Source organism: Parabacteroides sp. AF17-28, assembly GCF_003479205.1.
Classification (GTDB): Bacteria; Bacteroidota; Bacteroidia; order Bacteroidales; family Tannerellaceae; genus Parabacteroides; species Parabacteroides acidifaciens.
The window spans coordinates 89,274-105,055 of sequence record NZ_QUGV01000006.1 but is presented as its reverse complement, the minus strand read 5'-3'; the positions used below and the strand labels follow the sequence as shown (position 1 = coordinate 105,055).

14 protein-coding genes are annotated in these 15,782 nt (G+C 47.6%); 9 read left to right on the top strand and 5 right to left on the bottom strand.

Annotated elements, in window-relative coordinates; all coding sequences use genetic code 11:
• Positions 1–8: 8 nt before the first annotated feature.
• From DWW90_RS06035 to DWW90_RS06020, 4 genes are all read right to left on the bottom strand, one after another.
• The gene (locus DWW90_RS06035) at positions 9–1,580 is read right to left on the bottom strand and encodes an ATP-binding protein (protein ID WP_122344344.1); all 1,572 of its coding nucleotides are present in this window, start codon (positions 1,578–1,580) and stop codon (positions 9–11) included.
• 95 nt (positions 1,581–1,675) lie between these two features.
• Positions 1,676–2,791: an endonuclease/exonuclease/phosphatase family protein gene (locus tag DWW90_RS06030; RefSeq protein WP_122344343.1), complete on the bottom strand. Its 1,116-nt coding sequence runs from the start codon at positions 2,789–2,791 to the stop codon at positions 1,676–1,678.
• Complete coding sequence (locus DWW90_RS06025; RefSeq protein WP_115499207.1) at positions 2,788–3,663, bottom strand: rhomboid family intramembrane serine protease; 876 nt, start codon at positions 3,661–3,663, stop codon at positions 2,788–2,790. The genes DWW90_RS06030 and DWW90_RS06025 overlap by 4 nt, the downstream gene beginning before the upstream one ends.
• Positions 3,647–4,354 carry a rhomboid family intramembrane serine protease gene (locus tag DWW90_RS06020; RefSeq protein ID WP_115499208.1) on the bottom strand — a complete coding sequence of 236 codons (708 nt, stop codon included), beginning with the start codon at positions 4,352–4,354 and terminating at the stop codon, positions 3,647–3,649. Before DWW90_RS06020 ends, DWW90_RS06025 begins: the two co-directional genes overlap by 17 nt.
• Positions 4,355–4,541: 187 nt before the next feature.
• Here DWW90_RS06020 and DWW90_RS06015 point away from each other — a divergent pair, with 187 nt between their 5' ends.
• From DWW90_RS06015 to DWW90_RS06000, 4 genes are all read left to right on the top strand, one after another.
• Complete coding sequence (locus tag DWW90_RS06015) at positions 4,542–4,814, top strand: HU family DNA-binding protein (RefSeq protein ID WP_115499209.1); 273 nt, start codon at positions 4,542–4,544, stop codon at positions 4,812–4,814.
• 117 nt (positions 4,815–4,931) lie between these two features.
• Entirely contained in the window at positions 4,932–6,725 is a 1,794-nt protein-coding gene (gene argS, locus DWW90_RS06010) for an arginine--tRNA ligase (RefSeq protein ID WP_122344342.1), read from the top strand.
• A 43-nt stretch (positions 6,726–6,768) separates the two neighbouring features.
• Complete coding sequence (locus tag DWW90_RS06005; RefSeq protein WP_158543357.1) at positions 6,769–7,506, top strand: class I SAM-dependent methyltransferase; 738 nt, start codon at positions 6,769–6,771, stop codon at positions 7,504–7,506.
• A gap of 1 nt (position 7,507) precedes the next feature.
• The gene (locus DWW90_RS06000; RefSeq protein ID WP_115499212.1) at positions 7,508–8,380 is read left to right on the top strand and encodes a VIT1/CCC1 transporter family protein; all 873 of its coding nucleotides are present in this window, start codon (positions 7,508–7,510) and stop codon (positions 8,378–8,380) included.
• 26 nt (positions 8,381–8,406) lie between these two features.
• Here the strand turns inward: DWW90_RS06000 and topA are convergent, their stop codons facing one another.
• Entirely contained in the window at positions 8,407–10,761 is a 2,355-nt protein-coding gene (gene topA, locus DWW90_RS05995) for a type I DNA topoisomerase (RefSeq protein WP_122331654.1), read from the bottom strand.
• A 158-nt stretch (positions 10,762–10,919) separates the two neighbouring features.
• Between topA and DWW90_RS05990 the strand changes: the two genes are divergently transcribed.
• The 5 genes from DWW90_RS05990 to mobV all read left to right on the top strand — a co-directional run bounded on the left by DWW90_RS05990 (position 10,920) and on the right by mobV (position 15,729).
• Entirely contained in the window at positions 10,920–11,183 is a 264-nt protein-coding gene (locus DWW90_RS05990) for a tol-pal system YbgF family protein (RefSeq protein WP_115499214.1), read from the top strand.
• Between the two features lie 101 nt (positions 11,184–11,284).
• Positions 11,285–11,863 carry an ORF6N domain-containing protein gene (locus DWW90_RS05985; protein ID WP_122344341.1) on the top strand — a complete coding sequence of 193 codons (579 nt, stop codon included), beginning with the start codon at positions 11,285–11,287 and terminating at the stop codon, positions 11,861–11,863.
• A 263-nt stretch (positions 11,864–12,126) separates the two neighbouring features.
• On the top strand, positions 12,127–13,359 hold the full coding sequence (locus DWW90_RS05980) for a site-specific integrase (RefSeq protein ID WP_004293706.1): 1,233 nt from the start codon (positions 12,127–12,129) through the stop codon (positions 13,357–13,359).
• Positions 13,360–13,376: 17 nt separating this feature from the next.
• Positions 13,377–13,769, top strand: coding sequence for a hypothetical protein (locus DWW90_RS05975; protein WP_004293707.1), 393 nt, complete (start codon positions 13,377–13,379; stop codon positions 13,767–13,769).
• A gap of 592 nt (positions 13,770–14,361) precedes the next feature.
• Positions 14,362–15,729, top strand: a complete 1,368-nt coding sequence (gene mobV, locus DWW90_RS05965; RefSeq protein ID WP_008999098.1) for a MobV family relaxase — start codon at positions 14,362–14,364, stop codon at positions 15,727–15,729.
• The last annotated feature ends 53 nt before the right edge of the window (positions 15,730–15,782 follow it).

The following is a 15,782-nucleotide window of genomic DNA, read 5'->3' as shown; positions in this document are numbered from 1 at the left end:
GAATTAAATTAGGAAACTACCCACTTTTCGATATTACGGGTTTCGGATGAAAAATTCACACCGATTTTGATGATCTGCCGGCCATCGGCGGCAAAAGCTTGGCCGTATTGTTTTTCGTTGATTTGATGCAATGCCTCCTCTGCCGTTCCATTCAACTTGAACTCCATCACATAGATATAACGATCCGTTTGCAAGACCAAGTCGATACGTCCCCGGTTCGTATGGTATTCCACCTTTGTATATAGTCCTATCAGACGGAAGACGATAAACAGGACGTTCTGATAATGAAGTTCCGTATCACGCTCAGGTTTCAAACCGGTAACCGTTTCGTAAGGGGTGTCGGCAAAGAAACCTTGCAAACGACGGAAGAAAGCATCGTAATCACCGGAACGGATTTCCCGAATAAAACGGCTGATTTCAAATGGTGTTTTTGAAGCGCTGACATTTGTATAAAAGGGCAATAGATATTTGACAAACCCCTCTTCGACTTCTAAATTAGGAAAACCCAGCCGATACATACCAAATTCCGCGTCATACCCCTTGATCGTCAGATAGCCACTCTGATAGATTACCGGGATCGGATCAGAGTCGACCGAATCCACGCCGTCGAGCGTTTCAGCATCGGTCTCTTCATGCGCCAAACGATCCAAATCGTAATGGTTGCGTTTCAGGAGTTCCACTAAATAGGATGGCGTACCGGTCGCAAACCAATAGCTGTCAAATTCCCGATTCTTAAAGGCGTGAAGCAGGCTGAACGGATTATAGATGCCCACTGCTGTATCAGGTGCAAAATGGTAACCGTCGTAATATCGGCGGAGTTTGTCACATAATTCTGATTCCGTCAGACCTAATGATCGTGAAAACTCCGGTAACTCATCTCCCAGGTTGTCTTGCAGTTCCTGTTCACTGATACCGCATAGTTCGTTATAGTTCCGGCGAAACGATATGTCTTCCAAGTTATTCAGGTCACTGAACACGCTCACTTTGCTGAACTTGGTCACACCCGTCAGCATCGCAAAACGGATATAACCGTCCGCGCTTTTCATCACGCCATAGAAAGCTTTCAACAAACTGCGATAGGCTTCCTGCAATTCCGGTTTCCCGATTGCCTGCAACAAGGGTTTGTCATATTCGTCTATCAAAACCACAACGCGTTGTCCGGTTTTCTCATAAGCCCGGCGAATCACCTGAAAGAAACGTTCCTCCGGCTTACGGTCTCCGAATGGGCTGTCATATGCCTGTTCCCAAATTTCAAGGTATTTATTCAATTCTTCCAAAAGCGATCCTATATTTTCATATTGGCGGGCATTCAAATCAAGATGCAGAACCGGGTAGCACTTCCAATCTTTTTCCAACCGCTCGATGGCCAGTCCGGCAAAGAGTTCTTTCTTCCCCTCGAAATAGGCCTCCAAAGTAGACAGCAACAGGCTCTTTCCGAAACGGCGCGGGCGGCTCAGGAAATAGTAACTTCCGCTTTTTGCCAGTTGGTAGACGTGGGCAGTCTTGTCTACATAAAAATAACCGTCTCTCCGAATCTTCTCGAAGTTCTGGACGCCGATAGGGTAAATCTTGTTGCTCATGATAACGGATTTTAATTGAATCACCTTACAGACAAAGATACGCTTTTCTATGAATATCCTGATGGCAATTCTAACAAATTCTCAATTGTCAATTGTCAATTTTTCAACTGTAAAAGGCACCACAACGGATAGTGGTCGGAATAGTGCACCTTATCGACTGTACAGTTAATCGGTTTTATATTGGCTGAATGCAGGATATTGTCGATCCGAAACCAAAAGAAGTTTTCATTATAAGTAATTCCGGCGCCACGACCGGAAGCTGCGTAAGCATCCGTCAACGTTCCCTGAATCGTACGATGGGCATAAGAAATCGGCGTATCGTTGAAGTCGCCGCAAACCAATACGTAATCCGTATCGATCTTTTTAATCTCTTCGGCCACAGCTCTTGCCTGGCGGGCGCGTATCCGGAAAGCCGGGCCAAGCTTCTGCTCGATGGAGTTTTTCAGGCCGTCGAGTGTTTCCGAATTCATATTTTTGATGAAAGCGGAATAATGGCTCCTGTCCTCCGTCGTCAGTTTAAACGACTCTAAATGATTGTTAATCAAGGTCAGCTTCTTCCCGTTTATGTCCAGTTCATGGATGGAAGAACCGTTGAACGAGCTTTCATACTTGATCTTGCGGGACTTGGATATCGGATATTTGGAAAACACGGCAATATTAAAGGTAAGCGTGCCGGATCTCCCAACGGGTAAAATCGAGCGGTAGCGGTACATCTTCAGGGCATTGGCTACTTTCCGGTTTGTCAGGAACCGGTCGGAAGTCCCGACTGCGTATTCCTGCAAGCAGACAATATCCGCTCCCGAGTTGGCGATATACCTTAATATGGGGTTCGGCGAATCTTCGGAGTGATCTTTATATCCGAAAGCCATCACATTATATGTCAAGACCTTCAGCACGTTTTCTTTCGGGACATCCTCCACTTTATTATGAAACGGGAAATAATGGGTGACAGGGCCTTTACAGATCAGAAACGAACAAAGCCCGATCAACACAAAGCGCCATTCCCAAAGAAACAGCCAATAAATGACAAAGCATAGGTTCAAGATGCAAAGCACAGGAAATCCCAAGCCCAGATAAGAGAAAAACACACTCCTATCCGGTGAAACCCTGTCAGAGAAAGCCGAAGCGATGAACAGCAGGATGACTATCACATTGGCTGTTCCGACTACGGACTTAAACAGGATCTTGATCGCTTTAAACCGCTCGCTCATTTCTTGCTGGCATCAAATAGTTTTTTCTTTTCTTCGGCCGAGAGGCTTTCGTAACCAGAACGTTTCAATTTGTCCAATATTGCATCCAGATCTGCTGTTTCGCGGTTCTTACGGGCATTATATTCATAATCGGTTTCCGCACGTTTATAAGTCACACGCATCTTCGGTTTTCGTTTTCCAAGATTCACCACCCAGTCGATCAGGCGGTTCATCGGAGCTGTCAGGTCTTTTCCTTCCTTAATCCGCATGGCAAACCAGATGCCGAACAAGGCGCCTCCGATATGGGCGATATGGCCGCCGGCATTCGTAGAAGTAATGGCCAACAGGTCGATCACGAAGGTGAACAGAGCCAGATAAATCAGCTTGACCCTTCCGATCAGGAACAGGCCGATCTCCAAGTCCTTCCGATAGAAGGATACGGCAAAAACAATCGCCATCACCGAAGCCGAAGCGCCCATCAGATAGCTATAGGCGGCTACACTGCGGAAATAAGGGAATATATTGTAAGCCAACAGGAACAACACCGCGCCGGCAATACCGCCCAGCAAATACAGACCGCCCAACTGGCGTTCACTGAAGAAATTCAGGAACAGCCCGCCGAACCAGTACAACCAAAGCATATTGAACAGGATATGCAGGAAGTCGAAATGCGTGAACATATAGGTAAAGATCGTCCAGGGCCTGTACAACAACAGGTCAGGAGACGACGGCATCTGCAAATATTGCAAGAACGGGAATCCGCCCAGATTGAACAGCATCAGGATCACACTCGTCAACCGTATCACGACGAACAGGCCGACGTTGATATAGATCAACTTCGCCAGGATATTCCCGGAATTGAAGGTCTGCTTGAGATTAAAAATATCGCCCATTGTTAAAGTCATTCTTTTTCCAATACCGAACCAGGAAATAACCGAAGAACATACCGCCTAAGTGTGCGAAATGTGCAACAGAGTCGCCGCCATTATTGGCTACGCCCATAAACAACTCGGCCAATCCGTAAAAAATCACGAAGTATTTAGCTTTGATAGGAATCGGGATAAACATCAGATAAAGCGGCACATTCGGGAACAGCATGGCAAAAGCCAGCAAAATACCGAATACCGAACCGGAAGCCCCGATCGTAATCAGATAATTCAACGAAGGATCGCCGGCAACCAACTGTGCCAGCGTAAGGCCGTTGGCGCTTGCGAATGAGTGAACGGAATAGAGCCAAACCAATTCCTGCGCAATCCCCGCACCGATACCTGTCACCATATAAAAGATAAGGAAACGCTTCGGTCCCCAGACATTCTCCAGTACACGCCCGAACATATACACACCGAACATATTGAAAAACACGTGTGCAAACGAGTGGGTATCATGCATGAACATATAGGTGATAAACTGGAACGGATAGAAATCCGTCACACCCGGAAAGTGCAGTCCGAACAGCTGGACCAGGTCGATTCCGACCTTTGGTAAAACAAGGCTCGCTACCCAAAAAAGCAAGTTAATAATGATAAGGTTTTTCGTAACCATCGGGATGCTACTCAGAAATCCCGAACTATTTTGATTCATCATATATTTATCAATTTACGGACAAAGGTAAATATATTTTGGTAGTTTTCTGGCAAAACAACACTAAAACATAGTAAATCAATAAAAAAAACTCTTTTTTTCTTTGCGATATATTAAAATAGAATTACATTTGACACCAACTTTTCAGGCTATCAATAAACTTGTTTAATATATTAATTTTCAAACCATCATGAACAAAACAGAATTTATCAGTGCTGTATCGGAAAAATCCGGTTTGAGCAAAGTTGATGCTAAAAAAGCTGTTGAAGCTTTCGTTGAAACAGTATCCAGTGAATTAAAGGAAGGTGGAAAAGTTGCCCTTTTAGGTTTCGGATCTTTTTCTGTTGCTGAAAAATCCGCACGTAAAGGAGTTAACCCGAAGACTAAACAACCAATTGAAATCCCGGCACGCAAATCTGTTAAATTTAAAGCAGGTGCAGAACTGGCAGACCTCATTAAGTAAGTTAGTCTTACATTTTTACAAAAAGGAAAAGGCACCCTCCATAAGGATGCCTTTTTTATTTGTAAATAAACCCGTACCTTTGCGGGCAAAATAAATCCGAACATATACTGAACGAATATGGTTATCGAACAACAGATTACCGGTGCAATCATTGCCGGCATAAAAGAACTGTATGGCGCAGATGTTGCCGCCAGCCAGGTACAACTGCAAAAAACGAAGAAAGAGTTTAAAGGGCATCTGACCTTAGTTGTATTTCCGTTTCTCCGCATGTCGAAGAAATCGCCGGAACAGACAGCGCAGGAAATCGGCGAATACCTCATCGGGCATGAACCGGCCGTTGCCGAATTTAATGTGATCAAAGGATTCCTGAACCTGACAGTCGCCTGCGCCTGCTGGATCGATCTGCTGAATGATATTAACAGCCAACCGACATACGGTATCGTGCCCGTAACGGAACAGTCTCCGTTAGTGATGATCGAATACTCCTCTCCCAACACCAACAAACCGCTTCATTTAGGACACGTGCGCAACAACCTGTTGGGCTACAGCCTGTCCGAAATCATGAAGGCGAACGGCAACAAAGTGGTAAAAACCAATATCGTCAACGACCGCGGTATCCACATCTGTAAGTCCATGCTGGCCTGGCAGAAATGGGGCAACGGCGTCACTCCCGAAACGGCCGGCAAGAAAGGCGACCACCTGATCGGCGATTTCTACGTTCTGTTCAGCAACAAGTTGAAAGAAGAGACAGCTGCTCTCGAAGCGGGTGGCATGACGAAAGAGGAAGCGGAAGCCGCTTCTCCCCTGATGGCCGAAGCACGCGAGATGCTCCGCAAATGGGAAGCCGGCGACAAGGAAGTACGCGCCCTCTGGGAGATGATGAACAACTGGGTGTATGCCGGTTTCGACGAAACTTACAAGATGATGGGTGTTAACTTCGATAAGATCTATTACGAATCGCAAACCTACTTAGAAGGTAAAGGCAAAGTGCTGGAAGGACTCGATAAAGGTGTCTTCTACCGCCGCGAAGACGGTTCGGTATGGGCCGACCTGACGAAAAACGGCTTGGACGAAAAGCTTCTGCTTCGCGCCGACGGAACTTCCGTCTACATGACACAGGATATCGGTACTGCCAAGCTGCGTTTCGACGACTACCCGATCAATAAGATGATTTATGTTGTCGGCAACGAACAAAACTATCACTTCCAGGTGCTGTCCATCCTGTTAGACAAGTTAGGATTCGAGTTCGGCAAAGGACTCGTACACTTCTCCTACGGTATGGTCGAACTGCCGGAAGGAAAGATGAAAAGCCGCGAAGGAACGGTTGTGGATGCTGACGACCTGATGGAAGAAATGGTGGGCACGGCCCGCGAAATCTCGCAGGAATTAGGCAAGTTAGACGAAATGACACCGGAAGAAGCCGAAAATATCGCCCGCATCGTCGGACTCGGTTCCCTGAAATATTTCATCCTGAAAGTCGACCCGCGCAAGAACATGACTTTCAATCCGAAAGAATCGATCGACTTCAACGGCAACACAGGTCCGTTCATCCAGTACACCTACGCCCGTATCCGTTCTGTGCTGCGCAAGGCTGCCGAACAGGGTATCGAACTGCCTGCACAGTTGCCGACCACGACAACCATCTCCGAAAAGGAAGAAAACCTGATCCAGATGACTGCCGACTATGCCGCAACCGTACGTGAAGCCGGAAAGGAATACAGCCCGGCCCTTATCGCCAACTATACGTACGACCTGGTAAAAGAATACAACCAGTTCTACCACGACTTCTCCATCCTGCGCGAAGAAAACGAGGAAGTGAAGAAATTCCGCCTTGTCCTCTCCGCCAACGTAGCGAAGGTCGTTAAGTCGGCCATGTCGCTGTTAGGTATCGAGGTTCCGGAAAGAATGTAATACGCAGACGACAGAAATGATTAAAAGCTTATACAGAAAGTTAGTGAGCGAGAGACAGCGGATCGCCCTCCATTACGCTCTATATAAAATAGAAGCGGTATTACTGAAAGGGGACCGGTACGAATGTTGCTGTTGCGGCAAGTCGTCCCGCCGTTTCCTCTCTCACGGCAATCTGGGATTGCGCCGGAACATCAAATGCCCGCATTGCCTTTCTCTGGAACGGACCCGTATTCTTTGCATGTACATCCGGAACGAAGTCTTCAAGGATACGGAGAAACCGCTGAAAGTTCTCCATTTCGCTCCGGTGAAAGGCTTGAAGGACTTTCTGAGACAATCACCTTATGTGGGCGATTACCGGGATGCAGACCTCAATCCGAATGTGGCGACTTACCAAGTCGACATCACACAGATTCCTTACGAAGATAATTCGTTCGACCTGATTATCTGTTCCCACATTCTGTATTGCGTGCCGGAAGACCGGAAAGCCATGCAGGAGATACACCGGGTACTGCGCCCCGGAGGCAGAGCCTTGATTGTAGATACCATCGAGGGCGACACCACCCGTGAACTCGGCCATCTCTCCAAAAAAGAATTGCAGGAGGTCTACGGAGATGAAGCGACTTGCCGGGTTTATGGACGCGACATCACGGAAATCTTAGGATCTTACGGGCTAAAAGCTAACATTATAGACTATGTGAAACAACTTTCACCGGAGTTTATTGAGAAAGAATGCCTATCCGATGCATTCGATGCAGAAATCATTGATTGTATAAAACAATAGTATGAATATAGATCAACAAACATACGATGCTCTCCTTCGGTTTCAGCGGAATGAAATCACGGAGAGCATTGTTTATACGAAGTTAGCTGCCGTCGAGAAAAATCCGGCAAACCGGGATGTATTGCTCCGCATCTCTGCCGATGAAAAAGGGCATTACGCCGTCCTGAAGAAATATACCGGACAGGATGTGGCGCCTTTCAAATGGAAAATCCTAAAGTACTATCTTCTGGCCCGTATCTTAGGCATTACTTTCGCCATCAAGCTGATGGAAGGAAGCGAGGAAGAGTCCAGAGACGGCTATGCCGCCTATAAAGATTATCCGGAATTACTGCAGATCGCAAAAGACGAAGACGAGCACGAAGAAAAACTCATTGCCCTGATCAATGAGGAACGGCTCGAATATATGGGGTCCGTCGTGTTGGGGTTGAACGATGCATTGGTGGAATTTACCGGTGCTCTGGCCGGTTTTACGCTGGCATTAAGCGATTCGAAACTAATCGCCCTGACCGGAAGTATTACAGGAATTGCCGCCGCCCTCTCGATGGCTTCGTCCGAATATCTCTCTACAAAATCGGAAGGCGGGGATGGAAAACGTCCTGTAAAGGCCTCGATCTATACCGGGATCGCATATATTTTCACGGTTATAGCGTTGGTGGCACCGTTCATCTTTATCAGTAATGTATTGGTGGCTTTAGGCGTTATGTTGGTTTCCGCCTTGTTGATTATCGCCCTGTTCAATTATTACTATTCCGTAGCCAGAAGCGAAAGTTTCCGCAAGCGGTTTACCGAAATGGCCGTATTGAGTTTCAGCGTTGCAGCACTCAGCTTCCTGATCGGATATGCACTAAAGGTATTTACAGGAATAGAAGCATAAAAAAAGAGGGTGATCACCCTCTTTTTTTATGCTTTCTTTTTACGTGTTGTCTTCTTACCAGTCGCCGGTTTCTCGGCAGCATCAGCAATGATCTTTTTACAATCGTCCAATGTCAGGGCTGTCGGGTCCGTAACCGTTTTCGGAATGCGGTAGTTCGCTTTCTGATAAGAGATATAGGGACCGAAACGACCGTTCAGGATTTCCATTTCCGGATCTTCTTCAAATTTCTTGATGAAACGCTGTTCGTCTTTCTTCCGCTTCTCGTCGATCAAAGTGATTGCCTCTTCGGGAGTGATCGTCAACGGATTCAGGTCTTTCGGGATGGAAACAAACTTGCCGTCATGGCGGATAAACGGACCGAAGCGACCGATAGCCGCAACCATCACTTTTCCTTCGTATTCACCGATCGTACGGGGCAGGTCGAAAAGCTTCAGAGCCTCTTCCAACGTAATCGTATCGATAGACTGTCCTTTCAGCAAGGAGGCGAACTGAGGTTTCGGAGCTTCCTTATCCTCCGTATGGGCAACGCCGATCTGAACAACAGGACCATAACGGCCGATCTTCACAAATACCGGGTTACCGCTCTTCGGATCGATACCCAACTGACGCTCCCCGACCTTATGTTCTGTCTTAACGGCAGCCGTAGCTTCTACGATCGGATGAAATATCTTATAAAACTTGTCAATCGCTTTTGTCCAAACCAACTCGCCGTCTGCCACTGAGTCAAATTCCTTTTCTACGCTGGCGGTAAAGTTATAATCCAACACATCCGGGAAATACTCCATCAGGAAGTCGTTTACCACTGTACCGATATCGGTCGGCATCAGCTTATTGCGATCCGCCCCGACAATCTCTGTCTTTTCTGCTTCCTTGATCTTTCCTTTTGACAGCGTAATAACCGTATAGGCGCGTTCCGTACCTTCCTTATCTCCTTTCACCACATATTCGCGGTTCTGGATGGTCTGGATAGTCGGGGCATAGGTAGAAGGACGTCCGATACCGAGTTCTTCCAAACGGCGGACCAGGCTGGCTTCCGTGTAACGCGGCGGACGCTGTGTGAAACGTTCCGTTGCCACAATATCTTTCAACGACAGGACTTCATGCAGTTTTACCGGAGGAAGCAGGCCGTTGTCTTGTTCTTTATCCTTTTCCACATCGTCGTCGTTGCTTTCCATATATACCTGAAGGAAACCTTCGAAGCTGATCACTTCGCCGACAGCAACAAAACGTTCCGTCTGTCCGCTGATTCCGACCGATATAGTCGTGCGTTCCAGTTCGGCATCCGCCATCTGGCAGGCAATCGTGCGCTTGCGGATCAACTCATACAGTTTCTTTTCCTGCGGGGAGTTGCCGGCTTCCACGTTACTGATATAGGTCGGACGGATCGCTTCGTGCGCCTCTTGTGCGCCTTTGCTCTTCGTATGGTATTGGCGGAATTTGTAATATTTCTCGCCGTATGTATCTAAAATAGCTTCTTTCGCAGTTCCCAATGCCAAGTCACTCAGGTTCACCGAGTCGGTACGCATATAAGTGATCAATCCGGATTCATATAAACGCTGCGCGATCATCATGGTCTGCGAAACGGAATATCCTAATTTACGGGCAGCCTCCTGTTGCAAGGTTGAAGTGGTGAAAGGAGGCGCAGGCGATTTCTTTACCGGTTTGGTAGTAATATCGTCAATGGTAAACGAAGCGCTCTTGCAGGATTCCAGGAAGGCTTCCACCTCTTTCTTATCCTTCAAACGGCGGTTCAGTTCGGCTTTCAGTACCGTTGTCCCGTCGGGCAGGATAAAATTGGCAATCACACGGTAAGCGGCTTCGCTAACAAAATCGTTAATCTCGCGCTCGCGTTCCACAATCAGGCGGACAGCCACCGACTGCACACGTCCGGCAGACAGGGCGGGCTTCACCTTGCGCCAAAGGATCGGCGAAAGTTCAAAACCCACGATACGGTCCAGCACACGGCGTGCCTGCTGGGCGTTCACCAGATTAATATCGATATCGCGCGGTGTTTCAATAGCATGCAAAATAGCATTCTTGGTAATTTCATGAAAGACGATACGTTTCGTTTTTTCCGGCTTCAAGCCCAATACTTCATACAGGTGCCACGAGATCGCTTCTCCCTCACGGTCCTCATCGGATGCGAGCCATACCTGTTCGGCAGACTTGGCTTCGGACTTCAGTTCACTGACCAGCTTCTTCTTGTCGGCAGGCACTACATACTGCGGAGCATAATCGTGCTCGATATCAATACTGAACTCTTTCGTCTTCAGATCGCGGATGTGGCCGTAACTTGACATGACCTTGTAATCTTTTCCGAGGAACTTTTCAATGGTTTTTGCCTTAGCGGGTGACTCCACTATTACCAGATTCTTTTGCATAATAACGTCTTATCTATTTGAAATCGGGTGCAAACTTACACAAATAATTAACGTAACCGTACATCAGCCACAAAAAAACAGTTTTTTTAAACTGTATTATAATGTATAGAAGGCTATCTGATATATCTTTGTTGCTTATTTGTTATAAATGTTACACGATGGAAACTATTAAACAACTTATTACCGATGGTAAAACAGATGAAGCCATTCGTTTGTTGGATGAATACATAGAAAAAAACGCTTTATCGGATGAAGCTTACTACTTGCGCGGCAATGCCTACCGCAAGAAAGGCGATGTCCGCCAGGCCCTCAACAACTATCTCACCGCCATCGACCTGAACCCCGACAGCCCCGCCCAAATCGCTCATAATCAGCTGATCTCTATCATGAACTTCTACAATAAGGATATGTTCAATCAGTAAAAATATTTTTTTGATTTTGCTTAAGAAAGAATAGGTTGTAAGGATTTATTTGCATACTTTTACCTGCAAATAAATTTATTCTTAACCATAAATATCAAACTATGGAACCTACACTTATCGAAAGTAAGATTTATGAAATACGCGGCCAGCGTGTAATGCTGGATAAAGACTTGGCTGATCTCTATGCCGTGGAAACAAAAAATCTAAACAAGGCAGTCAAACGTAATCCTGACAGATTTCCTCCGGATTTTATGTTTCAGCTTACCGAAGAGGAATTTAATCATTTGAGGTTCCATTTTGGAACCTCAAGTTGGGGCGGCTCTCGATATATGCCGTATGCTTTTACCGAACAGGGAGTTGCAATGTTATCCGGCATACTACGCTCTCCTATTGCCGTACAGGTAAATATCAATATTATGCGCGCTTTCGTAAAAGTAAGACAATATGCCTTCTCTTCACCTATCAATCAAGCTGAATTGCTTCAGCTTAAAGAACAGATAAAACTTATTTTATCCCGACAATCCGAAATGGACGATGATATAGAAAGTCTGAATAAAGACCAGGAAACTAATGACCAGCTATTTGAAGAGATTATAAAATCCATCGCCGACATAAATTTGAGGTTACAACTTAAAACAACAAAACTGGATCGAATCAGAGTTAAGGGATATTTAAAATAAACACATAGCGAAAAAGTAAATTTGGGTAAAACGTAGCGAATTAGCTGATACAGCGTTCGTTACGCTTTGTTTTTCTATGGGACAGAGCCAACGAAATACCACCTCGAAGCCAAACAGCGCAGAAGTTCAGTTACCACCTCATTACCCCCGTAACGGGTGTGAATTTCTTGCTAAATGGTTCTGTTTCTGCGATTTGCGTAATTTTGCATAGCAGTCGGTAACTCACTAATAACTAATTTTGTAACCAAAAAAAGGAGTGAGTTATGCGTAGTACATTCAAGGTATTATTTTACGTGAAGAAAGGCAGCGAGAAGCCGAACGGCAACCTGCCTTTAATGTGCCGTATCACGGTGGACGGCGAGATTAAACAGTTCAGTTGCAAGATGGACGTTCCCCCACGGCTGTGGGACGTGAAGAACAACCGTGCTTCGGGCAAGAGCGTCGAAGCGCAGAGAATCAACCTTGCGGTAGATAAAATCCGTGTGGAAGTAAACCGCCGCTATCAAGAGTTAATGCAGACGGACGGTTATGTTACCGCCGCCAAACTCAAAGACGCCTATCTCGGTATCGGCGTCAAGCAGGAAACTTTGCTGAAGCTGTTCGAGCAGCACAACGCCGAGTTCGAGAAGAAAGTCGGGCACAGCAGGGCGCAGGGTACATTTACCCGTTATCGGACGGTCTGCAACCATATTCGGGAGTTCCTGCCCCATACCTACAAGCGTGAGGATATTCCATTAAAGGAACTCAACCTCACGTTCATCAACGACTTCGAGTATTTTCTGCGCACGGAGAAGAAATGCCGCACCAATACCGTGTGGGGCTACATGATTGTGTTGAAACACATCGTTTCCATAGCGAGGAACGACGGGCGTTTGCCCTTTAATCCCTTTGCGGGATATATCAACTCTCCCGAAAGCGTGGACAGGGGCTACCTCACCCAAACGGAGATACAGACGCTCATGAACGCACCGATGAAGAACGCCACCCACGAGCTTGTACGGGACTTGTTCGTCTTTTCTGTTTTCACGGGTTTGGCGTATTCGGACGTGAAGAACCTCACCGCCGACCGCCTGCAAACATTCTTCGACGGCAACCTGTGGATAATCACCCGAAGAAAGAAGACCAACACCGAATCGAACATCCGCCTTTTGGACGTTCCCAAGCGTATCATCGAGAAGTACAAGGGGCTGGCAAGGGACGGTCATGTTTTCCCCGTTCCGAACAACGGCAGTTGTAACAAGATACTCAAAGATATAGGCAGACAATGCGGCTTCAAGGTACGCTTGACCTACCATGTCGCACGCCACACGAACGCCACGACCGTACTTCTGTCGCACGGCGTACCCATCGAAACGGTGAGCCGCCTTTTGGGGCACACGAACATAAAGACCACCCAAATTTACGCCAAAATCACCGCCCAGAAGATAAGCCAAGACATGGAAACCTTGTCGCACAAGTTGGAAGATATGGAGAAGAATATCTGCCGAGCCATCTAATTAAGAACAGAATACCGATGAAAGAAGAAAGGAACATTATCACGATGGACGGGCAGGGCAATATCTCCCTGCCGAGCGATATAGGCGCAACCGCCATGACCGAGCGGGAAATCTGCGAACTGTTCGGGGTTATCGCCCCGACGGTTAGGGCAGGGATAAAGGCACTCTGCAAAAGCGGAGTTTTATCTATATATGACATAAAGCACATTATCCGCCTATCGGACAAATACAGCGCGGAGGTTTACAACCTCGAAACGATAGCCGCCCTCGCTTTCCGTGTCGAATCGTTCGGGGCGGCGAAAGTCCGCAGGGCATTATTAGAGAGGATTATACACGGGCGAAAAGAGAAAACGACGGTATTCGTGTCGGTTGTTTCGGACGGCAAGCCCAACAGCCGTTGGAAAGCATGATGATATACCAACATACCAACATGCAAACGTACCAGCATACCAGCATGCAAACATGCAAACCTATCACTATGGTGATATATATTGCAGGGTCTATTTCTCTTTTCAGAGGAAAGCGGAGCAATCGTTTTCGTTTACAAAGGCAAAGCAAGCACGGGGCTTTACGTCGGCTAAAAGGTCAGGCGGCTGCGCCGTTTCCCAATAAATCTTCCTCTCGCTTCGCTGCGAGCGTATTTATCGGGAAAACCTTGTATCCGACCGCCCCGTGCAAAAGAGCCTTTGAAAACGGAAACGACCGCCCCGCCACCCACCGACCGAAAGGAAAAAAATAAGGTGGGGTTACGGGCAAGCAGGCGGCAGGGACAGCCATAGCCGAAAGGCAGACGGGCAGGCAGACGGCACGCCGCAGGGTATTTACGGAGAAAATACCGTAGCTTATTAGGGAATTTTCCGAGCCGCAATACTACGTATCGCTGAAAATTCCCCAATAAGGCAAGGGGTAAGCCCCTCTGCACACCCCATCGGGGACGGCATTTGCCGCCCCGAAGATACGAAAAATCATTGTTTCACAAGTCAAGGAAGAAAGGAAAAATATATGGGTTTCGTAGTTTTACACATGGAAAAGGCGCACGGCAGCGACAGCGGAACGACCGCACATATCGAGCGTTTCATCATACCGAAGAACGCCGACCCCACACGCACGCACCTAAACCGCAGGCTTATCGAATACCCCGACGGGATAAAAGACCGTTCGGCGGCTATACAGCAGAGATTAGAAGAAGCGGGGCTGACACGCAAAATCGGAAGCAACCAAGTACGGGCAATCCGCATCAACGTATCGGGAACGCACGAGGACATGAAGCGGATAGAGGAAGAGGGGCGTTTGGACGAGTGGTGCGCCGACAATCTGAAATACTTCGCCGACACGTTCGGAAAGGAGAACATCGTGGCGGCTCACCTGCACAGGGACGAGGAAACGCCGCACATACACGTTACACTCGTCCCCATCGTCAAGGGAGAGCGCAAGCGCAGGAAAAGGGAGGAACAGACGAAGAAGCGATACCGCAAGAAGCCGACCGACACCGTGAGGCTGTGCGCAGACGATATTATGACACGGCTGAAATTGAAGTCCTACCAAGATACCTATGCCGTGGCGATGGCGAAATACGGGCTGCAAAGGGGCATAGACGGCTCGAAAGCTCGCCACAAGTCCACGCAGCAGTATTATCGGGATATACAGAAACTCTCCGACGACCTCAAAGCGGAAGTGGTGGATTTGCAGCAGCAGAAAGAAACGGCACAGGAGGAACTAAGACGGGCGAAAAAAGAAATACAGACCGAGAAGCTGAAAGGGGCGGCAACCACCGCAGCCGCCAACATCGCCGAGAGCGTCGGTTCTCTTTTCGGCAGTAACAAGGTCAAGACGCTGGAAAGGGAGAACACCGCCCTGCATAAGGAGGTAGCCGACCACGAGGAAACCATCGAAGCCCTGCAAGATAGGATACAGACCATGCAGGCAGACCACAGCAGGGAGATACGGGAAATGCAGCAAAAGCACGGCAGGGAGATAGCCGACAAGGACACAAGGCACAAGCAGGAAATATCGTTTCTGAAAACGGTAATCGCAAGGGCGGCAGCATGGTTTCCCTATTTCCGTGAAATGCTCCGTATCGAAAACCTCTGCCGCCTTGTCGGGTTCGATGAAAGGCAGACCGCAACGCTCGTCAAGGGAAAGCCGTTGGAGTATGCAGGGGAACTCTACTCGGAGGAACACGGACGGAAATTCACGACCGAAAGGGCAGGTTTCCAAGTGCTGAAAGACCCCACGGACGGGACTAAATTGGTTCTTGCCATCGACCGAAAGCCCATTGCCGAGTGGTTCAAGGAACAGTTCGAGAAGTTAAGGCAGAACATACGCCGACCTATACAACCGCAAAGGAAAGGCAAGGGATTCAAGCTATAAATGTTAAATCCTGCCCGATTTGCCGAAAAAAGTGCGGTACGCTGTTCGTGGTG